Source organism: Leucothrix arctica (genome assembly GCF_003172895.1).
Classification (GTDB): domain Bacteria; phylum Pseudomonadota; class Gammaproteobacteria; order Thiotrichales; family Thiotrichaceae; genus Leucothrix; species Leucothrix arctica.
This window is the reverse complement of the sequence record NZ_QGKL01000040.1, coordinates 18,981-43,996: the sequence shown is the minus strand read 5'-3', so window position 1 is coordinate 43,996 and position 25,016 is coordinate 18,981. Positions and strand designations below refer to the sequence as shown.

At 42.4% G+C, this 25,016-nt stretch carries 18 protein-coding genes; 3 read left to right on the top strand and 15 right to left on the bottom strand.

Annotation, left to right across the window (positions count from 1 at the left end; translation table 11 throughout):
• The 13 genes from DKT75_RS16210 to hemH all read right to left on the bottom strand — a co-directional run.
• Positions 1–575 (bottom strand): hypothetical protein (locus tag DKT75_RS16210; protein ID WP_425451398.1); only part of this gene is annotated, 575 nt, incomplete at its 3' end.
• Between the two features lie 167 nt (positions 576–742).
• Complete coding sequence (locus DKT75_RS22320; RefSeq protein WP_245923247.1) at positions 743–919, bottom strand: hypothetical protein; 177 nt, start codon at positions 917–919, stop codon at positions 743–745.
• A gap of 280 nt (positions 920–1,199) precedes the next feature.
• Positions 1,200–1,625, bottom strand: a complete 426-nt coding sequence (locus DKT75_RS16195) for a hypothetical protein (protein WP_109824664.1) — start codon at positions 1,623–1,625, stop codon at positions 1,200–1,202.
• A gap of 2 nt (positions 1,626–1,627) precedes the next feature.
• Positions 1,628–12,016 carry an Lcl domain-containing protein gene (locus DKT75_RS16190; protein WP_109824662.1) on the bottom strand — a complete coding sequence of 3,463 codons (10,389 nt, stop codon included), beginning with the start codon at positions 12,014–12,016 and terminating at the stop codon, positions 1,628–1,630.
• Positions 12,017–12,218: 202 nt separating this feature from the next.
• Positions 12,219–13,088, bottom strand: a complete 870-nt coding sequence (locus DKT75_RS16185) for a YicC/YloC family endoribonuclease (RefSeq protein WP_109824660.1) — start codon at positions 13,086–13,088, stop codon at positions 12,219–12,221.
• The gene (locus DKT75_RS16180) at positions 13,085–14,377 is read right to left on the bottom strand and encodes a dihydroorotase (RefSeq protein WP_109824658.1); all 1,293 of its coding nucleotides are present in this window, start codon (positions 14,375–14,377) and stop codon (positions 13,085–13,087) included. The genes DKT75_RS16185 and DKT75_RS16180 overlap by 4 nt, the downstream gene beginning before the upstream one ends.
• Positions 14,377–15,372 carry an aspartate carbamoyltransferase catalytic subunit gene (locus DKT75_RS16175; protein ID WP_109824656.1) on the bottom strand — a complete coding sequence of 332 codons (996 nt, stop codon included), beginning with the start codon at positions 15,370–15,372 and terminating at the stop codon, positions 14,377–14,379. The genes DKT75_RS16180 and DKT75_RS16175 overlap by 1 nt, the downstream gene beginning before the upstream one ends.
• Complete coding sequence (pyrR, locus tag DKT75_RS16170; RefSeq protein ID WP_109824654.1) at positions 15,362–15,883, bottom strand: bifunctional pyr operon transcriptional regulator/uracil phosphoribosyltransferase PyrR; 522 nt, start codon at positions 15,881–15,883, stop codon at positions 15,362–15,364. The genes DKT75_RS16175 and pyrR overlap by 11 nt, the downstream gene beginning before the upstream one ends.
• 34 nt (positions 15,884–15,917) lie before the next feature.
• Complete coding sequence (gene ruvX, locus DKT75_RS16165; RefSeq protein WP_109824652.1) at positions 15,918–16,337, bottom strand: Holliday junction resolvase RuvX; 420 nt, start codon at positions 16,335–16,337, stop codon at positions 15,918–15,920.
• 1 nt (position 16,338) lies between these two features.
• Entirely contained in the window at positions 16,339–16,914 is a 576-nt protein-coding gene (locus tag DKT75_RS16160; protein WP_109824650.1) for a YqgE/AlgH family protein, read from the bottom strand.
• Between the two features lie 12 nt (positions 16,915–16,926).
• The gene (locus DKT75_RS16155) at positions 16,927–17,805 is read right to left on the bottom strand and encodes an energy transducer TonB (protein ID WP_109824648.1); all 879 of its coding nucleotides are present in this window, start codon (positions 17,803–17,805) and stop codon (positions 16,927–16,929) included.
• 126 nt (positions 17,806–17,931) lie between these two features.
• Positions 17,932–18,876 carry a lysophospholipid acyltransferase family protein gene (locus DKT75_RS16150; RefSeq protein ID WP_109824646.1) on the bottom strand — a complete coding sequence of 315 codons (945 nt, stop codon included), beginning with the start codon at positions 18,874–18,876 and terminating at the stop codon, positions 17,932–17,934.
• The gene (hemH, locus tag DKT75_RS16145) at positions 18,877–19,989 is read right to left on the bottom strand and encodes a ferrochelatase (RefSeq protein ID WP_109824644.1); all 1,113 of its coding nucleotides are present in this window, start codon (positions 19,987–19,989) and stop codon (positions 18,877–18,879) included.
• 199 nt (positions 19,990–20,188) lie between these two features.
• Here hemH and rpoZ point away from each other — a divergent pair, with 199 nt between their 5' ends.
• Genes rpoZ through coaD form a run of 3 tightly spaced genes read left to right on the top strand, consistent with a single transcriptional unit; the run spans position 20,189 to position 23,101 of the window.
• A complete protein-coding gene (gene rpoZ, locus DKT75_RS16140; protein WP_109824642.1) occupies positions 20,189–20,434 on the top strand; it encodes a DNA-directed RNA polymerase subunit omega in 246 nt (81 codons plus the stop codon).
• Between the two features lie 6 nt (positions 20,435–20,440).
• On the top strand, positions 20,441–22,573 hold the full coding sequence (locus DKT75_RS16135) for a RelA/SpoT family protein (RefSeq protein ID WP_109824640.1): 2,133 nt from the start codon (positions 20,441–20,443) through the stop codon (positions 22,571–22,573).
• A gap of 27 nt (positions 22,574–22,600) precedes the next feature.
• Positions 22,601–23,101, top strand: a complete 501-nt coding sequence (coaD, locus tag DKT75_RS16130) for a pantetheine-phosphate adenylyltransferase (RefSeq protein ID WP_109824638.1) — start codon at positions 22,601–22,603, stop codon at positions 23,099–23,101.
• Positions 23,102–23,129: 28 nt separating this feature from the next.
• Here the strand turns inward: coaD and DKT75_RS16125 are convergent, their stop codons facing one another.
• Complete coding sequence (locus DKT75_RS16125) at positions 23,130–24,131, bottom strand: ankyrin repeat domain-containing protein (protein WP_109824636.1); 1,002 nt, start codon at positions 24,129–24,131, stop codon at positions 23,130–23,132.
• 131 nt (positions 24,132–24,262) lie between these two features.
• Positions 24,263–24,862, bottom strand: a complete 600-nt coding sequence (gene lexA, locus DKT75_RS16120; protein ID WP_109824634.1) for a transcriptional repressor LexA — start codon at positions 24,860–24,862, stop codon at positions 24,263–24,265.
• Positions 24,863–25,016 lie beyond the last annotated feature (154 nt).

The following is a 25,016-nucleotide window of genomic DNA, read 5'->3' as shown; positions in this document are numbered from 1 at the left end:
ACCACACCTGTACTATTAGTGATAGCGCGAGGCGTACCTAAGTGGTCGGTAACGATATAGTAAGTCTGGTTGTCCTGAACAAAACTGCTGGGTACATGACCGTCCGCGTATTCAAAACGTTGCTTCAGATTATCACTGCCATCGTAAGTGGCTAGCAGCAGGGTTTTATTCAGCCATAGGTACTTTTCGGTGATAACGCCATCCACTCGCTTCGCCACACGATTGCCAAAAGCATTATGCAAATAGCTAATCATTTGGCTGGGTGTTTCTACCTCTAGTAATCGACCCTGTGAACTGTACTGATAGCTTGTCGTGCCGTTCGTGTTTATCTTTTTACTTAGCTGACTATCTGCATCGTATTCATAACTGGTATCACCGCTACCTTGTAGCTGATCCCCTACGTTATAAACAGACCCTTGGTTTGAAATACCGCGTTGCGTGCTGCTGTGTGTGGTGCGGTTTCCATTCGCATCGTAACTATACTGCTCAACCGTCGTACCGTTCAAAGCAACATTAACGAGCTGACGCTTATCGTCATAAGTGTAGTCATACTCATTGAAATTGCCATCATCCAATACTGCAGAGAGACATTATGGCCAATTTCACTTGACCACTATAGGTTGCTGTTCGCGTTAACAAGCCTCCGCTATAGGTATTACTAATCAAGTCACCCGAAGGCAGTCTGATTTGCGTCAATCTGCGATCACGATCAAAGCTATGTGCCGCAGGTGTTGGAATAGCTTTATTGTCCTGCTTCACGACGCTCTTCTGGAGGCAATTGACCCAACTGCTTTAGTTGGTCTGTCAGTAGCCCCTTTTTTCCCATGTAGCGAACACGCACTGGGTCGGTATACGCGGTAAATGTGCGCCCTTCAGCGAAAGTGACTGTTGCAACACCTGTTTTAGCATCACTATGCACCGAGCCTCTTTACCGTTTGTACTCATAGTAATGGTTTGCTGACTTGTGTCGGCACCATAGGTCTTTGTGACTTAGGTGATGTGCTCTAAACCACTCGGCAAAATTATGATGATCTGACTTGGAATCTCTTCTTTTGTCTTACTATTAATCACGATTTCCACCAAGCAACTTTGAGTTGATTCTTTTAACTCATCCGCTTACTTAACATTAACGAACTCAGTGCCATCAAACAAAAAACCCGAGCTTATCTCTTCTGTTTAATTGAAAATAGTGTTTCGAATTATTTATAACCAACAACTCTTCCTACTTCAGGTAACTCAAATGACATTGCTATTTGACCACTTTCAGTCGTATACAATCTATTACAACCAAAACTCTCAGAATTAGATCTACTTTCATCAAAATCCTTATTTTCAGAGAAGAAAATAAACACGCCCGACCCATCAGCTTCGATGGAAATGTTTTCAAAACCGGAAATATAAGAAAGAATGTTTTTCGAATGATCAGCTAGCATTAAGTATACTCCGATGACATCATCACTGCTATTTATCAACCAATCATAAAACCCCAAAAAACCATCAAACTTGCAAGCATCAATAGATTTTTGATTAACATCAATAAATATATCACCAGCTATTTCTATTTTAACATTAGGAACACCTTCAATCTGATGAATTTCTAATGGGTTAAAAGTGACAAAAATCATCTCTATTTTAATCCTGATTTTATTAGTAAGTGGTTTATTATTTTCAATCTATACCCCTGAACAGAGTCTGTTTTTGCTGACTGCTCATAGCGTTTTCGTGATGGCTCCTTGGAAGCCCTTTCTCTTTGTTTAGAAATTGCGTTAATAGCTAACTCTCTATAGGCTAATAAGTCTGCTTTGGTTAGATCTGAAGGAATATTTAGTTCCCCTCTTTCTAGCTTATTAAGAGCATCTTTAGCACCCTCTGGTCCTACTCCAAAAACATCACCCAATCTTTTTGCAGGTGGTCTGATAGGACAATTATGAACCCAAACCGCCCCACCTTTACCTGCTCCCCGAATAAAGAAAGTCGCCGTTTGATCAACCGTTAAGTTATACGCTTCAAGTGCTTCGCCTTCAATCCTAACACTAACGACTTCGGCAAAGGTTTTATCATCATTTAATAATAAGTACCCTGCTTTTAAATCACTCGCATCAACCCAATGACCATGTTCAATAATTCCTTGATAATCATGGCCTTCAGATGATGCTGGAACTTCTCCTCGCTCTGATGACAATTTAACAAAGAACGGATGAATCTTATTCGAGGTAATCACTTGTACCTGTTCTGACTCAATATCCTTAATGGTAATATAAACAGTCTCTTCATAGTCATTGCTGTATTGTGCTAGTACAGATTCAAAACTATGTTCGCCTGTCACTTCATTTCGACTAAGAACGATATCTTCTTCAGTAATATCTTTGATTTTCTTATAGCCATCAATGGTCAGTACTTCCGTTTCTCCATCGAAACTGCATGACCGTCTTGCCGCTAACTTTAACCCGCCTCCCCTAGGGATACTGGCAAGGGCGCCAGTGATTGCACCAGCACCATAAGAACCAGAGCACTTATCAACTGAAGAGTTAACGTCAATCTTATCTCGAACCCAGTCAGTGACACCAAATGAAACTGCATCACCAAAACCAGCCGCAAAATCAACTAGACCTTGCGGAAGACTAGGCAATAAACCATCCTGATCCACAAAGTTAATCGGATCATTCAGTACATAGCCATAAAGATTACTATCACCACCCGCAAAACCAATCGGATCTCTTGCAGTCCAACGTCCAGTCTCTGGATCATAGTCTCGATAACCAAAACGAACGAATCCCGTATCAACATCTTGAAGACCACCTGCAAAGCCAAATGGAATAGTCAGTGTTGGGTTAGTATCAGATAACACATTACCAAAACTATCGTATGTCATACGCTTAACCACCACACCTGTACTATCAGTGATAGCGCGTGGCGTACCTAAGTGGTCGGTGACGATATAGTAAGTCTGGTTGTCCTGAACAAAACTGCTGGGTACATGACCGTCCGCGTATTCAAAACGCTGCTTCAGATTATCACTGCCATCGTAAGTGGCTAGCAGCAGGGTTTTATTCAACCATAGGTACTTTTCAGTGATGACGCCATCCACTCGCTTCGCCACACGATTACCGAACGCGTTATGCAAATAGCTAATCATTTGGCTGGGGGTTTCTACCTGTAGTAATCGACCCTGCGAACTGTACTGATAGCTTGTGGTGCCGTTCGTGTTTATCTTTTTACTGAGCTGACCATCTGCATCGTATTCATAGCTTGTATCACCACTACTTTGCAACTGATCTCCTACGTTATAAACAGACCCTTGGTTTGAAATACCGCGTTGCGTGCTGCTGTGTGTGGTGCGGTTTCCATTCGCATCGTAACTATACTGCTCAACCGCCATACCATTCAGAGCAACATTAACGAGCTGACGCTTATTGTCATAAGTGTAGTCATACTCATTGACATTGCCATTGTCCAGTACTTCTTGTTTGGCCGTGATTTGGCCAATGTCGTTATAACTTAAGGTGTAGTCATAAACCGCTTCATCATTCACGGTGGTACTGACGTTTTCTGTTTCACCATAACCGTTATAACTTCGATTCTGGCTGAATACACCATTGTTTAGCGCTTCTGGTAAACCATTCTGAAGATTGCGGAAAATGGAATAACCATTCACTTCAATAATCAAACCATCATCATCGTAGGCAAAGGTAGATGCGTTACCCGCATAGTTCAACGCCGTGACTCTAAAATCGTTATTGTAGCTTTGCGAGATGACTTCATCTAAGACACCACTGTAACTGATGTCGGTCACTAAGTTGCCGTCGTAACTGTATGAAGCACTCTCACTACCTTCAGTCACCGAACCAACCTTGGCACCACACTCATAGGTGTAATCAATATTACCTTCAGGGGTTGCTGTTCGCGTTAACAAGCCTCCGCTATAGGTATTACTAATCAAGTCACCCGAAGGCAGTCTGATTTGCGTCAGTCTCCGATCACGATCATAGCTGTACTCTGTCTGTTCGTTAAGCGGAGTGGTTTCACTCGTGACATTGTCATTACTATTATGTGCAAAGCTGTGTGTCGCAGGTGTTGGGATGACTAAGGTTTTCAGATTACCTTGGCTATCATAGCTATTTTGCGTGCTATGACCATCAGGATAAGTAACTTTACTCACACGGCCCATTGAGTCGTATTCATAATCAGTCGAGAGACCATCTGCCGCAATAATCGAGGTGACTTTGCCTTTACTCACTGCATCATCATAATAATACGTGGTTGTACGATCGCCTGTCGTCACGGTGGTTACTCGACCACGGCTATCATACGTGTAAGCCGTATCTAGCAACTCTGGCGTTTGTGTCGACTGTAACAACAGTGTTTCTCGATCGGCATAAGAGGTAAAGGTGCGACCTTCAGCGGAAGTGACTGTTGAAATACCTGTTTTAGAATCACTATGAACTGTACCCACTTTACCGTTTATGCTCATGGTAATGGTTTGCTTACTTGTGTCAGCACCATTTTCAGCATAGGTCTTTGTAACTTCGGTTATGTGCTCTAAACCACTAGGTAAAGTAATCGTGATTTGACTTGGAATTTCTTCTTTCGTCTTACTGTCAATCACACTATCAACAACAGTTTCTATAGAGCAGCTTTGCGATGACTCTTTTAAATCATCCGCTTGCTTCACATTAATGAACTCAGTGCCAGTGGTATCCGTTGTTACTTTTTGAACATCATAGTTATCAAGGATGGTACGTACTGTTTGATAAGTATTTGACTCCGATGTTGAATAGCCATATTGAACACTGCCATCAAGTAATCTATTACTAAAGAAATCCCAAACACCTCCTTCTGGGTCACTGGTTTGTACAGCACGTCCATTTTCGTCAAATTGATGGAGGAAGGTATACCCATTAGGCTTAATTTCATCTGTCATCAACGACTTTTCATCATAGATGAACTGATAATAAGTTCCATCAGGGTAACTTACCTGAGTCAGATTATTATTATCATAACCAATGGACAGCTCAGTCACATAGCCATCATGAGAGGTAATAGACGTCACTTGGCCTGTTGTGAAGTCACGGTTGATCGTTACTGTGTCACCAAAACGGTCCGTCATTGTACTTAAACGGCCATTTTCATCGTAAGCAAACGTTGTCAACGTCACGCCAGTATCGAGATCAACCGTCTTAATATGCTTTCGGTTCTCATCAAAGCGATAAGGACTCCGAACTGACTGTAAGTTATCTCTTACGCAGCGCACATAGTTTTGATCACTTTTGCTGAAACGATAGCTTGAGGGGCTAGAGCTCTCCATTGCCCATGCTTGATCACTGTTTTGGTAATTAGGGGTTGAAGTCCAATAAGGATTTCTGAAACTTACTGTTGGGTTCCAAGGTTCATCTGGTATTTCTGTCTGATTAACAAAAACAGTATTTGGAAGCACATACGTCAGTTCGTTAATATTAGGTAAACGCCAATCTGAATAGTCAGCATGCTCTAACCCCTCACAGTATTCAATACTACTTACCCAATCGGAAGTATGTGTCGTCGTTGAAATATCATCCTGCCACATTAATCCATTTTGACCATCAACGACCACTTCATCAATATCGTTTCTAGATAAGTCAGCAATATAGCTCGTATCAATACGGTCTCCATTAACACAAATGAGGGGAATTAAAGCCTGATTAGTGTTAAACGTTATGTCACTCCAGTAATTTAGGGCTTCAAATTGGAAGATAGGAAAATCATGATCCCCACCGGACTTATCAACCGTATACACAAGCTCTTTATAAGTGGGTAGCCTCCAGCCTGCCTGGCCTGTATCTCTCGAGATAACCGAACAATAATCACTCGCGAGCAATTGACTTCTAAACGATTCTCTTGGGAATGAATATTGCCACTGTAATCCCGTTACCCTATCTTCTAAGACTCCATTAGAGTTAATGAAGTAATCAATATTACTCCCGCCCTTCTGATAGAAACCGTCATCTCCGGTATGCTGGCTTTCTGTAATACCAGTCTTAAGCACTAAAGATGCTTTATCTCCATCAATAATTTCACCATCGCCTTTATAAATAGAGCCTATGGTGCTAGATGTATGATGGTTAGAAAGAGACCAACCTTCTGCAAGCTGGTTGTCATAAGTGTTTTGAACATCTATAAAGCTGCTCTTCCAACTAATGAAATCATCACGCCCTGTAATACCCGTTGTATTAGAACCTAACTGAGCCCAAGCGGTCTCAAAACTACTCAATTCAGCAGAGGTCGTTATTGCGCCTGCACTGCTGTATTCCGCTTGATATTTGTAACCAATATTCAGCGTTCCTCTTACAGCACCCTCTACACGCTGTCCTGATGGATCTTTACCATCCCAAATAAATTCTACTTTTTTATTTGCCTCTGGCGCGAAAGTTTCTTCATATACATTACCACCAATTTCTAACCTAGCAATCATTTGTGTCATTGAACTAGGTATGGAGTCTCCACTCATTTGGAAATTAATTTTATGCTCATAGCCTGCTGTCCTTTGACTAGAGTAATGAAGTGTCAGCCCAGTACCAGTGACTGGAATATCTTCATGAAATGCTTGAGGATAAGGTTTGACGTACGAATTAGTTGCTACGCACTCCATATCTTCTTTGTCTTCTTTACTAGACTCAGCTTTCACTTCACTCGGAGCAACTGCATCCGTTGGCGGAAGGTATGGCCAGTTAAAATCCCATGGAGTAAAGTGGTCAAAGCTTCCACGCCAATAGGTTTTTCCAACTTGATAGTTGTCAATGCCAACAACTTCATCGGCAGTTTCACCATTGCCATTTAAGTCATCGGCAATACCATCATCATTGAGGTCTAAACCATCTACTAGTCCATTGCCGCTCGTATCCAATAACTTAACAACAACACCATTGTCGGATGCTTTCCACTCACCGTCATTTCTGTCGTAATAACCGATAGGAACTATTTCACCAACATTAAAGTTTAGGAAGTTATCTACATACATCACAACAGGTTGATCGAATGTTACAACTTCATCATCTCTTACCCCTGGAATCTGTAGCTCTGAGCAATAGGTAAAAGCAGATTCTGCCGGTAAATCTGCTGGCATAGACTGTGGTAATTCATATTCGGTCGCACGAACAAAAAAGTCAGTGAGTACACGGTTCGTTCCATCAGTAGACTTTACTGTTGCAGAGCTAATACCATTAAATACTAGCGTTGTAGCGCGTGATCCAAACTCATCCGTCACTAATGTTGACACATGGGTTTGTGGTGTGTTTTCACTCAAGTCAATTTGGGTTTGTTTTGAGTCCACCTCAAGCAAAATTACGTCATCTAACACAGCCCAATTATTACTCGCTGCATTCTGTTTACGATGAACTGTTAAATAGCCTGACTTTTGATAGACCAATTGTCTGCTGCCTGCTTCTACAGTGAGAACAAATTTACCATCATCATCCGTTTTTATGCTTCCATACTCTGGGGCATTTAAAACTGACATATTAACGTCACTTAAAGGAAGACCATTTCTGTCTTTAACAAACCCTGTCAATAGACTAAATGCTTTGGGGTCATAATGACTTATACTGGCATTACTTGGTATATAGTCCTGATAGCTTTCAGCATATGTACCTGTCAGGTTGGTTGTATCTCCTTTATCTTTAACTACAACCAAGACTCTATTGGAAACTACGTTATTAACTTTAGCTGAAACGTATACACTGCCATATCTCAGCGCAACAATATTTCCCGCTTCAATACTAATGACGGAACGAAAATCTGGTGTTAACTCAGCCACATGGCTGACATCTAAACGCGATCCATCTTCAAGAACAGCCATCACCTGAACTTGCTCACTTGAATTTGGTGTTAGATAAATGTCAGCTGAAGCTATTTCTAGAGAAACTAAACCATCAAGAGAAACTTGCGACTCGTCAATCTCTAAAGCTGCGTAATCATTACAAAGCTGTGCGCCATCTACATTTACAGTGATTGTACCACTATGATCCCAACCAGATAGTGGGTCAAACAAGTTTAGAGTAACAACTGCACCTGTATAACTAGGGTTAAGGTTTGAAGGATCATATGCTCCAATAGATACTCCCAAACCGATTAGTCCCTCCTGACCAAAACTACCGCTATCATCATCCAATCCCTTCTGAAGAATAAGACTACGATGCCCCCAAGAAGGACCCGACAATGGATACTTATCTATATAGGTCCAATAATAAATAGCTCTTACTACTTCCTCTGTTGCTACAGGTAAACCTGATGCGCCATATACGGAATAAACATTCTCCCACCCCTGAAAACTCCCATTAGCTTCTATTGCACTATCTTGGCGTAACCTTTGAACAGGGCTATTACCATCATTGTAGTGGCCTATAACCTGATTGTTTTCTCTAATGTAATCAGAATATTGTGTGGCGACATCAACTATATTTTGACTCACTCCTTCATAAGGTTTAAGGCCTCTAGCAGTTCTCTCACTATTGATCAAATAAAGGCCTTTCTCTTGGAGTGACATTCCATCCCAAACTGCTTGAGATGGCATCTCCAAATACTGGAATACCGAGTTATCCACTAAACGTGCATTATTAAATGCTTTTTTTATCTCCAATACATCAGAATAGTTAGCCCCAATCCAAGCAATATTTTCATCTGGGTACCTATCAACAAATGCAGAATCATCTATTACCTGGTTAACCGGACATACTTGCAATTCATATTCTATAGGCTGGGTGTTAACAGTAATATTTATGCTGTCTGTATTAGTTGCACCATTATTATCAGTTACCGTTAATTGAATTTCATGCAAACCTTCACTGAGCTCATCTGTAGTGAAACTAACATCAGAGCTAAGTAAGGCTCCACCATCTTTCCACTCATAAGATACGATGCTGCCATCTGGATCTAAGCTATTACTAGCATCTAAAGTAACTGAAGTCCCATAAATAATTACTTGGTCAGAACCTGCATCCGCAACTGGTGGCTCATTGAGAATAGGCACAACAGTAACGGTCAAACTATCAGTACTAGTAGCACCTTCATTATCGGTAACCGTCAAATAAATTTCGTGGGTTCCAACAGAAAGATCATTTTTTGTAAAACTAATACTGTTGCTTAGGACTGTGCCTCCTTCTTTCCACTCATAAGAAGTTATACTTCCATCACTGTCAGAACTGTTACCTGCATTAAACGTGATTGCATTACCAATAAAAACTGTTTGATCGGAGCCTACATCTGCTATGGGGGAGGTATTGAGTCTCTGATCTGTTAGTACAGTTAATATGAATACAGTTGCATTAGATAAGCCATGATTATCCGTAACTTCGAAGTAAATTTCATGCTCACCTGCCGGTAAATTATTTACTGTCGCTGTTTGCTCAGTAGAAATAGTTTCAAATAGTGTTCTATTGAACCATCTGTAGCTTACAATCGTACCATCTTGATCATAGCTAGCTGAGCCATCAAGAGTAATTGATTCTCCTTGTGTAATGGTTGAATCACCTTCCCATATAATGACTGGTTCCTTATAGTCACGAACACAACGTACATAATTGGTACGAATTTTATAGTCATAAAACTGCTTATAACTTCCTGTTACAGAATAAAAAACTAAAGCCTCGCCACTTCTCGATCGATGCTCATTTGAAGTCCACCAATAAGGTTTGTTACTAAAGTTGGTATAGCTATGCCTATTAGAAAATAGAGAATAAGCAGACCCACCGATGATGCTATGCCCTTCATTTACATTCGGCAAACGCCAATCATTTACTCCCCCTAACTCTAGATTTTCACAGTAAGTGATTGCATCTGACCAGCTAACTTTATTGTCAACAACCGTTATATCATCCTGCCACATTAACTTACTATTCACATCTACGGCTAAGTCATCGCTAAAATGTCTAATATTTGGGGCATAGGTAGTATTACCACTTACACAACGAGTATGATTAGTAGTAGCAACACGAGTTTGGACAAGCACTCCTGTAAGGAAACCAACTTCTAAAGCATAACGAGTACCCGAGTAAGTGCTAACGTCATTTGTCCAGTGATAATAAGCGGGAGTCGAATAGCCGTCATCACGATACATATTCATGAATTCATCATCGAGCAATTGATCTCGAGCATCACGAGCATCACGAGAGTGATCAACCAAATAAAGCAATTCGTACTTTTCGGGTAACCTCCAGTCAGAGATATTAGCTAATGTTAAGTTTTGGCAATATGAAGAAGCATCATCCCAACTTAACTCTAGCTCTTTTACATCCTCATTATCCTGCCAGATTAATCCGGTAATATTATCTAGAACTGTTTCGCTATTATCATTACGGGTATAACTTCTTTCTACACCAGCACGAATAGAGCCATCATCAAACTCTTGGAATACGGTTGTTTCTCCTGTTTGGGGAATAATAGAGCTTCTGATAGGTTCATTACTAACTGGTCGGCTACTTGGGTTAAGGGGATCTGTTCCTGCAGTTAGCTCCACTTGATCTAAAAATCCATCTCCATCATCATCATTATCGGCATTATTACCCATGCCATCGTTATCAGTATCAACCGACTCAGTTTCATCCAAAGGAAAAGCATCTGCTGTATCAAGCACACCATCTTGATCATCATCGGTATCAGCATTGTTACCAATTCCATCATTGTCTGTATCTATTGTTTCATCTGCATTCAATGGGAATGCATCAGCTATATCGGGTACACCATCATTATCATCGTCAGTATCTACTGAATTTGAAATACCATCTTCATCAGTATCAGTGACATCTAAGACTGTCACAAAAACCTGTGTACTATTTTTTCGTCCTTGAGCATCCTCGAAGCTATACCAAAATGAATCAGTACCAATGAAATCAATAGCTGGTGTATAGCTAATACCTGCTTCTTCTATTTTTGCTTGACCAGAACCAGTCGTAAATGTGTTTACCGTTACTAATTGAAGTTCTTCACCAACATCGTTGTCTAATACAGGAATGAGGAGAGAGTTATTTTTATTAGTTTCAACATAATCAGCTACAGCACTTGGCCAAGCTGAATAATCAGGCTTGACCGTGATGACCACTTTAGCTGCATTAGTACGTCCCCATGAATCGCTAAAGACATACCAAAACTCGTCATCACCAATATAACTCTGGGGAGGAATATAAACAATTTTTAGCTTATCTTCACTAAGTGAGGCGCTTCCATTTTTAACCGTAGATGTATTAACACTAGTCAGTATCAGCCCTGAACCTATATCATTTTCTAGTACTGAAACTATTGTCGTAGTATCAATAACAGCATCAATTAAGTCTTCATTAGCAGCAGGCCACTCAATAGGTTTTACTAACTCTTCTGAAGTAACCTCAACAGTTACTTTAGCTGCATTAACACGCCCCCAGTGATCCTCGAAATTATACCAAAACTCGTCTGTACCTATGAAACCTGTAGGCGGGATATATCTTATTCTTTGTTCATCAGTACTGATTGAAGCCACTCCACCGTTAACAGTTGAAGTGTTAACAAGGATGATCTTCAAATTCACACCAACATCATTAGAAAGCACTTCTATGTCAATTGCTTGATCCAATGTAGTCTCAGATGAATCAGACTGGGCATCCGGCCACTCTACTGGCTTAACGGGCCCATCTGAGGCAACTTCAACAAGAACTTGTGTTGCATTTTCCCTACCCTGAGTATCTCGAAAGTTATACCAAAAGGAATCAGTCCCCGTAAATCCTGCAGCTGCTTGGTACGTAATGCTCTGGTTGTCATCATTAATACTAGCACTACCACCTTGTGTGGTACCCTCATTAACACTGATTAGCTCAAGCCCTTCACCGACATCATTATCTAATACTGAAACAACTAGAGACTGGTTACCTACAACAGAAACATTATCCTGAATAGCTTGAGGCCAATCTGCATTACTAACAGCAGGTATAAGAAAAATTATTAGACTTAGTAGATACACAAAAAACAGTGTTAAACAACTACGTAGAGTAAGGGCAGTACGAAAAGGTAGGCTCATAGAACAACAATTATCAGAGTTAACTAGAATAATTGGATTATCTATCACCAAAATATCATCAACATTCACCGTATTGATAAGCGGCGCAATATTATTGATAAAAGTTAATTAGTGTTGTAATGAAAGTTATTTCAACAATATCTGAGAAGGTAACAGGGATAAATAGTACTAATGTGTAGAAGTTTAAACCTAATTTGAAACATCATTCAATATTCTGAATTTGCTCTCTCATCTGTTCAATCAACACCTTCAAATCCATCGAGTGCTTAGTCGTCTCAGCATCATGCGACTTAGACCCTAGCGTATTTGCTTCACGATTCAGCTCTTGCATCAAGAAGTCCAATCGTCGCCCGACAGCATCACCAGTTTGCAGCAACTCACGCAGCTCTTCAGCATGAATAACCAAGCGATCAAGCTCTTCAGTCACATCCAAACGTTGTGCTTGAACAGCCAACTCTTGCTCTAAACGTGTCGGATCAAACTCAAGATCTAAACCTTCAATACGCAATACCAAACGCTCACGTGCAGCATCAACCACGATTTCACGACGCGCCGCAACCAACACGACGATATCTTCAATCTGATTACAACGCTGCTCGATAAATGACACTAGACGCGCACCTTCACGCTCTCTAGCAGCCACTAAGTCAGCCAGTGCCTCATCAAGTAGCTCAGCGGCATCCTTAAACAACGTTTCGTAGTCCATCGACTCTGGCTTTACCACACCCGGCCAACTCAATATTTGAGAGACTGACAAACCACTCGCATCAGGGCTTACGGCTGCAACCTGTGCTTGAGCGTCTAGCAATACTTTAACCATTGCCGCATCGACGTTAATCGCAGACGCTTGCTCACCTTCCTCACTATCAAAACGCAAAGTTGCATCAACCTTACCTCGTGAAAGCTGCTTACGAACGAGCTCTTTAAAGTCATTTTCTTGACTGCGAAAACCGTCAGGCATACGCAGTGTTGGCTCAAGGTAACGATGATTTACCGTACGTATTTCCCACGTCAGAGAGCAACTCTTTACTAGTCGGTCACAACGCGCAAACGCTGTCATACTACGGATCATTCGACATCCCCTTCAATACTATTTATATCTGCACGCAATCCACGGGTATAAGTCTGAGTGACTTTTCCGTTAAACGTCCAACCACCGAAAGGTGTGTTCTTACCGTTACTCAACATCTCTTGTGGGTTCAGCGTCCAAGTTACTTTCGGATCGTAAACGATCATGTCCGCATAACTACCCTCTGAAAGGCTGCCGACAGGCTGATCAATAATCCCAGCAGCACGGAAACTTAAACTACCGATAGCCTGCTCCAGCGTTAACGCGCCCTCATCAACCAATTTCATAGTTAATGGAAGTAATGTCTCCAAACCAGAAATACCCGGTCGAGACTCTTGGAACGGTGCTAATTTCGCATCAATATCATGTGGTTGATGATCAGAACAAATCGCATCAATCACACCGTCAGCAACGGCTTGACGTAGTGCGTTACGATCAGCTTCACTGCGAAGTGGCGGTGTCACGTGGCATAACGGGTTGTAGTCTTTAATATCATACTCAGTTAGGTGCAACTGGTGAGCTGCAACATCTGCTGTTACTGCCAAACCTTGCGCCTTAGCCTGACGAATCAAGTCCACTCCTGCTGCACTCGAAAGGCGACAAAAATGAACACCACTCTGCGTTTCTTTTGCCAGCAATAAAATTTGTGCCAATGCAATCGTCTCAGCAGCAACAGGTATGCCTGGCAAGCCAGCACGTGTTGCAATCGCGCCTTCATGCACACACCCATTACCAATCAAACCATATTCCATTGGATGCAAAAATAGCTTTAAGTCACAGGTTTTTGCGTATTCCATTGCTTTACGCATAACGTCTAAGCTTGCAAATTTATGGTGACCTTGACTAACTGCAACACAACCCGCTTTTTTCAGCCCACCCATATTCGTTAGCTGCTCACCTTTCAAGCCAACCGTCATACCACCGATTACTTCAAACCACACGTTACCAACACGTGTCGCCTTTTCTTGAATCAGGTTAACTTCAGCGGTTGAGTACGTTGGCTTCTCATGCTCTGGCATGCAACAGAGTCTCGTGATACCTGCTTGAGCTGCAGCAACAGACTCGGTTTCAACAGTCGCTTTGCGCTCTTGGTGACGAATGTATGCTCCTAAATCAACAACACCCGGCAGTATCCACTGACCTTTAGCGTCAATGATAACCGCATCACTAGCACCGTTAATTTCTTTAGCGATTAGGCTTATTTTCTTACCGGTTACCAGCACATCACAGACTTGATCAACACCATTCGCTGGATCAATTAAGCGACCTTGTTTAAATAATAATTGTGGCATTAGCTGAGCCCCTTAGACTGTGAACCCATCACCATCGACATCACCGCCATACGTACCGCGATACCGTTAGTAACCTGCTGCATAATGACCGATTGAGGCCCATCTGCTACCGAAGAGGCAATCTCAACACCTCGATTAACTGGCCCCGGATGCATGACAATCGCGTCTGGCTTAGCAAGCGTCAAACGCTGCTCCGTCAAACCGTACAGTGAAAAGTACTCTTGCTCGGAAGGTAACATCGCACCCTGCATACGTTCTTTCTGCAGGCGTAGCATCACCACTACATCCGCATCGACCAACCCTTCTTCCATCGAGGTAAATACTTTCACACCTAACTCTTCAATCCCGACTGGCATCAATGTGCCCGGCGCAATCACTCGAATTTCTTTAGCACCTAAGGTTTTTAACGCTTGAATCTCTGAACGGGCAACACGTGAATGACGAATATCACCAGTAATGGCAACCGTCAGCTTTGAGAAATCTGGTTTGTGCTGACGAATTGTCAACATATCTAACATCGCTTGAGATGGATGCTCGTGATAACCGTCACCTGCATTCAACACACTAATATGAGGTGCACAGTACTTAGCAATAAAGTGAGGTGCACTACTGTGATGATGCCTTACCACAAACACATCACAATTCATCGCCTCCAGATTACGAATAGTATCCAGCAAGCTCTCACCTTTTGAGGCGGATGAGTTGCGGATATCCAGATTCACAACATCGGCAGATAGACGTTGAGCGGCTAGCTCAAAGGTCATGCGGGTACGTGTGGAGTTTTCAAAAAATAGATTCATCACTGTCTTACCACGCAACAGTGGAAACTTTTTCTGTGCTTTATTGGGCAAGGTAACGAACTGTTCTGCACGGTCGAGGATTTCTACCAGCATTTCGCGTGGCAAACCTTCTATCGACAGAAAGTGTTTTAGCTGGCCATCTTCTGATAATTGAATCGAAGAAGGTAATGGCCCAGGAACGAGTTTAGACTTCATTAGGCTCTCGACGAATTATGCTCATTTCAAGTTGATCAGGGCCTGATACTTGAAGGTACTCTTCAGGCTCTAGCTCATGAGTGACACCAACCACTTGCGCTTCTATGGGTAGTTCGCGACGACCACGATCTATCAATACAACGAGCGTAATACTGGCTGGACGCCCGTAGTCAAACAATTCATTCATCGCTGCTCGAATCGTTCGACCGCTATATAATACATCATCAACCAATACAATATGGCGACCATCAACACTTAGTGGCATTGATGAAGGCTTAAGCTGTGCCTTCAAACCATTGCTGGAAAAGTCATCACGATAAAAACCACTATTTAATGTACCCAAGTCTTCAGTTAGCGCCATCGCTTTATGTAAGCGCTCTGCAACCAAGACACCACCGGAGTGAATGCCAACCATTAAAGGCTCTGCTATTTTATTCGCTTGTAGGTGTGCTTCGAGATCGCGTTGCATTGTAATCAACAGCGAATCCACACGTTTGTTATCGTATTCCATGCAAGGGGATTCCAGAGTATTCAAGTGATGTAGATTATTGGCTTTGGTACCAATTTTCAAAAATTATGACAGCAGACAGTTGGTCTACGTCTTCTTTGCTGACTTTTTTCTTACGGCCAGCTTGCCTGACTTCTTTTAAGCGACGCCCAGCCTCTATCGAACTAAACTGCTCATTGGCTTGAGCAACTGGCAAGTTAAAACGGCCATTAAGTTGATTACAAAACTTCTCAATCGGCGCAGTTAATGGCGTGTCTGTACCATCCAGTTGCTTTGGCATACCAACAACTAATTGAGCTGGTGCCCACTGCTCAATAAGCCGAGTGATACCCGGCCAATTTGGTTTGCCATTGATGCTTTGCAGAGTCTCTACAGCGGATGACGTACCTACGATGGTATTTCCAACCGCAACACCAGTGCGTTGCAGTCCAAAATCAAATACTAAAACGGTCGACATATTATGCGTGCCCTGCTGTGTCACTCATGAGATAAACATCAATGCCTAGCGTTTGAGCCGCGCTCTGCCAGCATTCATCATGCGGGGTATCAAAGATAATTTTAGAGTCAGCAGGACAGGTTAGCCATTCATTTTGTAAAAGCTCTTCTTCTAACTGACCCGCTTCCCAACTAGCGCAACCGAGTGCAAGCAAGAATTTATCAGGCCCATCACCAGAGGCAATGTCATCTAAAATATCACGGGAAGAAGTCACAGAAACCAAGTCGCTGACTTTGAGAGTGCCTTCCCAAGTTCGGCCAGTACTGTGCAGCACAAAGCCTTGTCCAGCATGAACAGGGCCACCACCAACAGCGGTAGAGTCCAAACAGGCTTGATCAATGGAGTCGATTTGTAACTGACTAAATAATTGACCTATTGTCAGATTGACTGGTCGATTAATGGTTACACCAAAGCTTCCCTCCTCATTGTGTTCACAAATCAGAGTCACTGTTTGGGCAAAATTAGGATCTTCCATGGCAGGCATGGCGATCAACAGGTGGTTACGTAGGTTAGACGATGCAGATTGTTTTGAAGGCATTACACTCGGGTATTAGTTGGTGTAAAAAGCCGCCCCAGCATTCTCTTTATTAAACACGATAGAACGCGTGATATTAAGGCGGTCGTATTTTTTGCGAACCTCAGATGGAAGTGGTTGGTAAGGTGACGCTAATTTCACAATACGCAAAGCCGCTTTATCCAGTGTTCTATTCCCCGATGATATAGTAATTTCTAACTCAACAACACGCCCAGCACGGTCTAATGTTGCATTTAGAATAAGCGTACCACTCAGACTACGACGAATCGCCTCTTCTGGAAAATTGATATTACCAATACGCTCTAATTTCTTTGCCCAGTTGTTAATGTACTCGGCTTCTACTGCACTTTTAGCGCTAATAGAGTCAACAAAGTGAATACGTGGACGCTTAGCGTAGCGCTTTTCATCCTTATTCATTTCTGCCATTAACGTCGCAATTTCTTCTGCTTTTTCAGAGATATCCTGACTGACAATCTTAGGCTCTTTAACTTCTTCTTCTTCGACTTCTTTCTGAATGATTTTGTTTGTCTGACCCTTAGTCGTCAAAATTTTCGGCTTAGGATCGACCACTATTTCAGGTGCAGTCTCTTCGCTCGCAAATGTCTGATCACCGTTAGTATTACTTGGGTTATCTGAAGCAAAAGGACTGGTAATCCGACTTTTTTCTTTAAGAGAGCCGCTACCTTGTTGGTTTGACTGAGCAACGAAGTCAGCATCTTTCGGCGCGACATCAGAGTCAGTATGCACAATCGTAATATCTAACAAGGTGCTTTTATTAGCAATATTAGGCTCAGGCAGACCAAACCCAGTACCTAAAATTATTACACCATGAAGCACTGCAGCCGCTGGAAGCGTTGCAAACATTGGACTGATTTGTGATAAATTCAAAGGCATAGTGTATGACTCGTTGCGAACTATTGTTTTTATTGTGTAAGTCTTATTAAGGACAAGAGTATCCCCATATACTCCTTTCGTCAATTTACTCGCTCTTCGCTTGCCCTTATCTTAATAGAACCCGCCTCAGTAAAAAGAAGCCTCTTCAGGGCCAACAGTTTTAAACCACTTCATCGTCCACATATACTGCTCAGGACTTTGTAGAATAAGCTGTTCTAGAGCCTCATTCATCGTGGCTGCATTTAGAGTTACATCTGCTTCGGGGTAACTTTCAGGCAATTCACTTAATCGCAGCTGGTATTGCCCAGATTTTTTATCAAATGCCACAAAACCAACAACTGCCTTGGCTTTACCCATTTTCACTAACCGTGCAGGCGTGGTCAGCGTAGCTTTCTCTCGGCCAAACAATGGCGCAAACACCGAGTTATCTAAACCCAAGTCTTCATCGGGCAAGAAAACCATAATATGACCCGACTGAATACCTCGAATCAATGGCCTCAAACCCTGCTCGCGTGACACAACAAAGTCTACAAACCGACACCGGCTGCGTGCAATCATCCAATCTACAACTGGGTTTTTTGATGTTTTATAAGAACCGAAACAGCTGTAGTTACCGACTGATAACGCAACCGCGGCAAACTCCAACATCACACTGTGAGCCAATAGCAACACAACGGGTTGCTTTGCTTGTTTAGCTTTTTGCAGAAGCGATTCACCAACGATAGTCACTTTTTTGGAGAAGTGTTTTTTACGCCCAAAAAAGAACACACTGTAATCAATCAGCCCTCTGCCATACCACTGCAAGTGTGACTGTACCTTTTCAGCAAGTGCATCAATGGTAATATCTGGAAAGACTTGTTTCAGGTTGGCTTCAACAACGCTTCGGCGCTTTTTATGATTACGAAATAAATAATCACCAATTGCACCACCAAGCTTATGCCTGATGCTGGCTGGAAGTAACGACACAAGTGCCATTATCCCCAAACCGACCCACGTCACTAAATAACGTGGGTGCAACAAGCCCTTATGAAACGGCAAGCCAGATTGATCTGTACGCTTACTTTCCGACACTTAGAGCTTCGCGCCTTTTTCTTTGGCTAACTCTTGAGACTTTTTATTCCCCGCAGATATCGCAGACTCACTCCAGTCAGGACTTACTTCTGGCCAGCCCTGCGTGTGTTGTTGCACAATATCAGCAAGTGCTTGAATGTGATCAGCGTCATGGTTCAAGGCAGGAATATAAGTGTAATCCTTACCGCCAGCTTCAATAAATACATCACGATTTTCAACCGCAATTTCTTCCAGTGTCTCTAAGCAATCCGCTGGGAAACCAGGACAAACGATGTCGATACTTTTAACGCCTTCTTGTGCTAATTTTTCCAAAGTCTTATCGGTATAAGGCTTCAACCATTCAGCACGACCGAAGCGTGACTGGAATGTGACTAGCCACTGCTCTGGCTTCAGACCTAACTTCTCAGCCAATAAACGCCCTGTTTTATGACACTGACAGTGGTAAGGGTCGCCTAATTCAAGGTTCCGCTTAGGCAAACCATGAAACGACATCATTAATTTTTCTTTACGACCATGTTCAGCCCAATGCGCTCTCACACTTTTTGCTAATGCGTCGATATAGGCAGAATTATCATGATATTGATTAACAAAACGAATCTCTGGCAGCCAACGCCAGCGCTTCATTTCCTTACTGACTGCGTCATAGGTGGTTGCTGTCGTTGTCGCGGAATACTGAGGATAAAGCGGTAACACTAATAAACGTCTAGCACCCTCTTTTCTCAACTCTCGTAAACCATTAAGAATTGAAGGGTTGCCATAGCGCATGGCAAGTTTCACATGAACAGGCCCTTTAAATCTCACGGACATTTCTTGTTGAAGTGCCTGTTGCTGTTTTTTACCATTCGCTAACAACGGAGAACCGTCTTCACTCCAAACCGTTGCATACAATTTAGCACTCGCAGCCGGTCGACGACGTAAAATGATGCCGTTTAAAATACACCACCAAATAACTTTAGGTATTTCAATGACGCGACCATCAGATAGAAACTCTTTGAGGTAACGTCGCACAGCTGACGTCGTTGGCTCATCAGGCGTACCTAAATTAACCAACAAAACACCTAGACTCTCCGACTTTCCGTGAAAAAACTGCTCATCATGGCTGTATCGACTCATTATATTTCTTCCACTTACGCGTTAAATTATTTGAATTAATGACATTAATTGATCACGCAGAATAGCATAGCGATTGAATGATCTGAATTTATCCCACTTTATAGGGTTTATTTCATCAAATAGCAGTTTTTTAAGCTAGCATTTAATTAATGTGGGTCTATAATTGACTTTCCTTGTATGAAAAAAATCAGGTATTAATATGGCTCGAGTCACGGTCGAAGACTGCATAAAACATTTTGACAGCAACTATGATCTAGTTCTTCAAGCTTCTAAGCGCGCACGCGCAATTGCTGAAGGCGCTGAGCCACTAGTAGAGCGTGATAACGACAAGCCTACTGTTCTAGCATTACGCGAAATCGCCGATGAAGTAGTACCAAAAGAGGACCCTGCTGCTGAAGCTGCAAAGCTTGATCAAGACCCTTTTGAAATCAGCATCGAAGCGTAATTCATCATGAATACTGGATCTGCTGCGCCAGAGTTTGAGTCCACGGACTTATATCGTATTGTCCAGCGATACCAGACAGATGAAGAAATACAGCTAACTCGTGATGCATACGAGTTTGCTGCGTCGGCTCATTCTAGTGTCCGACGAAAGTCAGGTGAGCTCTATATACACCACCCTTTGGAAGTTGCTCGCATTCTTGCCGACCTCCATATGGACGTGGACACTATATGTGCCGCACTTCTGCACGACGTAGTTGAAGATACAGAGTTTAGTAAAGCCGACATCTGCGATCGCTATGGTGCGGTCGTTGCTGAACTAGTCGACGGCGTGACTAAGTTGGCAGGTAATCATTTTACTTCGCGCACCGAAGCCTCTGAAGCCAGCTTTCAGAAAATGATGATTGCGATGACTCAAGATTATAGAGTCGTACTTATCAAGCTTGCAGACCGCCTACATAACATGCGAACACTTGGCTCAATGCCAGCCGAAAAGAAGCGTCGCATCGCCAAAGAAACCATTCAAATTCATGCCCCGCTTGCACGCAAAATGGGTATGCACCGGTTACGTAAAGAACTACAAACACTATGTTTGATGCACTTACACCCTTGGCGCTTTAAAGTGTTAGAAAAATCGGTTGAGGCTAACCTTGCGCTTAACCAAGGCACCTATGACCGCATTCTTGATGATTTGACACAGTCCTTACGCAGTCAAAATGTCAGTAGCTCATGCTTCCTATGGGAAAAAAACCTCTACCGCATCTATGAAGATGCGCAGCGATACCGCTCTAATAAGTACCTCAGTAATGAAGCGGACGGTATCGAGATTCGAATACTGGTCGACAAAGTATCTGACTGCTATCTTGCACTCGGCGTTATCCATCAACTTTACCATCCTAAGATTGGTAAATTTGAAGACTACATTGCGGCTCGTAAAGCTTATGGCTACCAGGCACTACAAACTGAGCTAATGACCTACGACCGACATTTATTGAAGGTCGAAATTCAAACTAAACAAATGTATCAAGTCTCACAATACGGCGTGACCTCACACTTTCGATACCCTAACTCCATGAGTACGCTGGACTTTTCAAAGACTTATTTAAATCGATGGATTAAGCAAGTTTCTGAGATACAAGATACCAACGGTAGTCCTTCTGAGTTCATGGAAGACATTAAGTCTGACTTATTTCTAGAAGATATACAGGTGTATACCCCTCGCGGAGAAATCAAAACACTCCCTAACGGTTCAACACCGATAGACTTTGCTTACGAAATACATACTGATGTCGGTAACCACTGCGATTATGCGACAGTTGACCATAGACGCGTTGCTTTAGGCTCACAACTTAAAAATGGCGCTATTGTGCGAATTTATACGAGTGATGATGCCAAACCACAACCTAACTGGCTAAACTTTGTTTCTACAGGTAAAGCACGTGCGGCTATTCGCCACTGGATTAATAGCCGAAAAGATAATGAATATATTGAGCTAGGAAAAGACTTACTTAACCAAGCACTAGAGCCTTATCAGTCAAAGCTAGAGTCAATTCCAGCGAAGCATTTAAACAAGACACTCAAGACACTAAGTCTTGAGTCGACGGACATGCTACTGAGCCACATAGCACAAGGCATGCATTGTTCGAAACTAATAGCACGCCGTCTTGCTGATGAGGACAGTTTATTAAAAGCTGCCGAAGATGATACGGACAGGACCATACTGATTAGAGGTACTGAAGGCCTAGCCGTTCAGTTACAAACTTGCTGCTACCCTCTTCCAGATGACATCATTGTCGGCCAACTAGAGCAGGGCCGAGGCATGGCAATACACAGAGCCACTTGCCCAGAAGTTAAGAATATCAGCCCTGCTCCTCTCAAAATTTCGTGGGCTGACGGCAAGCAACAGCAGCAATACTCAGCAGCTGTGACTATTGAAGTGAGAAATCGCGTTGGCGCTATCTCAGGTATCACACATACCCTCCAAGATCTTGGCGTAAATATTGAAGAACTGCATGTCGGTGGCGAGCAAGACGCCAAGACCTGTAACTTGATTATAGAAGTGTGGGATATTAAGCATTTACGAAATATTGCCCGCAAGCTGCAAGAACTAGAACTTGTCATCTCGGTGACTCGATCTCATTAAGCACTTTCACCTAGAAGCCTTAGCAATATGACACGAGCAAAAGTACCTACTACCGCAATTTATGCTGGAACGTTTGACCCAATCACTAACGGGCATACTGACCTGCTTCGCCGGGCTTGTGATCTATTTGACCACGTCATTTTAGCTGTTGCTACTAACTCCAAAAAAAGCCCTCTATTTTCGCAAGAGCAGCGAATTAGACTGGCTGAAGAGGTTTATGGAGACAAAGCAGATAACCTAAGCATAAAAGGCTTCAACACTCTACTGACTGACTTTGCTCATAAGGAAGGCGCAACAGTACTTATTCGAGGACTGAGAGCCGTTTCTGACTTTGAGTATGAATTCCAGCTAGCCAGCATGAACCGTAACTTGCGACCTGAAATTGAATCTGTGTATTTAATGCCAGAAGAGAAGTACGCGTTTATTTCATCTTCACTTGTTAAGGAAGTTGCTTCCTTAGGTGGCGATGTATCTCGCTTTGTACATCCTGCAGTTTTAGACGCGCTACATAACGGAATGGATGACTAAATAGTCACCCATTAACGCTTAAAATTTCTTACTGACTTAAAATTGCTTCTATCTGAGCAGGAGTGAACGCTGGAGTAGATTTACGAGCTGTTTTACGAGCCTCTTTAAGTTTTTCTGCGCGCTTCTTCTTGCTCATTTTCTTACCGTCCTTGCCTTCAAATATCTGGTATGACGATACATTAGTACGAGACGCGAGATAACCAGCCGCCTGATAATGCCTTAGATGATTTGCCAACCAGTGAGCGGTATTTCCTTCCGAGTTACGCGCATCAGGGTCAAGACCCAAACTTAAATAATAACGAATCAAGTCAACATGGCCATATCTTGCAGCCAAATGAAGGTTTGACCAGTTTTTACTAGTCTTAGCTTCAGGATCCAAACCTGCAGCAATTAGCATCTTCGCTATATCGTAAGCACCTTTCACACTTGCTTCGTGTAAAAGATTTACCTTTCCGGATAGCTCATGCTCAAGATCAGGGTCCCGCTCAAGAAGAACACGAACAACAGAAGCCCACCCTTTACGAATAGCTAAACGTAAACTTGTATCATTAGTATCAGATACGTAAACATTACCCGCACCAGACTGTAGCATCCACTTCACACGCGCAGCATCACCAATAGCTAGTGCGTCATAAAGCCTACGTGCTAAATCAGCATCATAATGCGCTGGATTCTTTTTTGGAGCTAACGACTCAGGAGCAACTTCCTCCTCAGCTTCAACATTAACCGTCTTTGCAGAACTACTAGCAACTTTAGATTTTTTTGTTATTTTTTCATTTTTAACAACTTCCGAAGCTACTTTTTTCTCTTTTAATGGCACCGACTCTGCTTTTTCAGTACTTAGCCCAAGTACTTTTCTTTTAGCTTCATTAGTCCCATCAAGTAACTCTATTAATGCACTAAAGTCATCGGGCAAAGGCTTACCATTGGTATCAAGCAAAACATTGCCGCTAGCAGACACAGGCACTGCTAAAGCAACCATTAAAGCCATCGGTTTTAAATGCAAACTATTTAAGTAACGCGATAACATCTTGTGTCCCCAATACTATGTAATCGAACCTACAAGTGTAGCCCAAATCATGCGCTAATGTGTACAGTTCTCTGTTACGAGATCATTAAACAAGCATCAGAGAATAAGAATATTGGGTTTATGGTGAAAATTTACGCTGCCGCCTGATAGTCACGAAATACACCAATCAAAACACCCTGAATAACGACCTGATCAGCGGGATAATACATCGTTGTAAGCGCCTTATTAGCTGGCTCTAACTCCACCACACCCGTAGGCATGGGGTTATAGTACTTAAGTGTCGCCTCTCTTTGCTCAACCAACGCAACCACAATACTGCCTGGTCTTGCGGTTTCTTGCTTTCGGATGACAACATAATCTTTATCGAAGATACCTGCTTCTATCATCGAATCACCGCTAATACGTAATACGTAACGCCCAGCTCCACAAAAGAATTTCGCTAGATTAATCTGTTTTTGATCGACGATTGCTTCGATAGGCTTACCTGCAGCAATCTGACCTAAGTAAGGCAAGCTACCCAACTCTTCATCATCGCCCGCATACTCATATGCGAATTTCCCTGATGACTGCAATAAATTCCCAGTACGAATAAGCGCCTGAACGTGCTTATGTATGGTGCTGCGACCAATTCCTAACTCCTGACCAATCTCTTCTAGTGTCGGTTGGCGCTGATTGTCGCGAATGAACTCACGGATTACATTTAGTACTAAATTTTGTTTATTCGTCAACATACCTGATTCCTTTTACTCTTACCCTCTGGCCTTTATAACGAACAAAAAGGAAACTTTCAAGTTATCAATTAAGACTGAAGTTATTTTATACAATTCGGTAATTTCGACGAGGAGTACTTAACAAACCCAGAAATATGCATTATATTGGTTCTAC

What these genes read in the sequence shown, in the direction of transcription:
- DKT75_RS16195 (WP_109824664.1), bottom strand. Translation starts at nt 1,625, where the DNA reads ATGATTTTTGTCACTTTTAACCCATTAGAAATTCATCAGATTGAAGGT.
- DKT75_RS16155 (WP_109824648.1), bottom strand. Translation starts at nt 17,805, where the DNA reads ATGCCTTTGAATTTATCACAAATCAGTCCAATGTTTGCAACGCTTCCA.
- DKT75_RS16185 (WP_109824660.1), bottom strand. Translation starts at nt 13,088, where the DNA reads ATGATCCGTAGTATGACAGCGTTTGCGCGTTGTGACCGACTAGTAAAG.
- DKT75_RS16125 (WP_109824636.1), bottom strand. Translation starts at nt 24,131, where the DNA reads ATGTTATCGCGTTACTTAAATAGTTTGCATTTAAAACCGATGGCTTTA.
- coaD (WP_109824638.1), top strand. Translation starts at nt 22,601, where the DNA reads ATGACACGAGCAAAAGTACCTACTACCGCAATTTATGCTGGAACGTTT.
- ruvX (WP_109824652.1), bottom strand. Translation starts at nt 16,337, where the DNA reads ATGTCGACCGTTTTAGTATTTGATTTTGGACTGCAACGCACTGGTGTT.
- DKT75_RS16190 (WP_109824662.1), bottom strand. Translation starts at nt 12,016, where the DNA reads ATGAGCCTACCTTTTCGTACTGCCCTTACTCTACGTAGTTGTTTAACA.
- DKT75_RS16160 (WP_109824650.1), bottom strand. Translation starts at nt 16,914, where the DNA reads ATGCCTTCAAAACAATCTGCATCGTCTAACCTACGTAACCACCTGTTG.
- rpoZ (WP_109824642.1), top strand. Translation starts at nt 20,189, where the DNA reads ATGGCTCGAGTCACGGTCGAAGACTGCATAAAACATTTTGACAGCAAC.
- DKT75_RS16175 (WP_109824656.1), bottom strand. Translation starts at nt 15,372, where the DNA reads ATGAAGTCTAAACTCGTTCCTGGGCCATTACCTTCTTCGATTCAATTA.
- hemH (WP_109824644.1), bottom strand. Translation starts at nt 19,989, where the DNA reads ATGAGTCGATACAGCCATGATGAGCAGTTTTTTCACGGAAAGTCGGAG.
- DKT75_RS16135 (WP_109824640.1), top strand. Translation starts at nt 20,441, where the DNA reads ATGAATACTGGATCTGCTGCGCCAGAGTTTGAGTCCACGGACTTATAT.
- DKT75_RS16180 (WP_109824658.1), bottom strand. Translation starts at nt 14,377, where the DNA reads ATGCCACAATTATTATTTAAACAAGGTCGCTTAATTGATCCAGCGAAT.
- pyrR (WP_109824654.1), bottom strand. Translation starts at nt 15,883, where the DNA reads ATGGAATACGATAACAAACGTGTGGATTCGCTGTTGATTACAATGCAA.
- lexA (WP_109824634.1), bottom strand. Translation starts at nt 24,862, where the DNA reads ATGTTGACGAATAAACAAAATTTAGTACTAAATGTAATCCGTGAGTTC.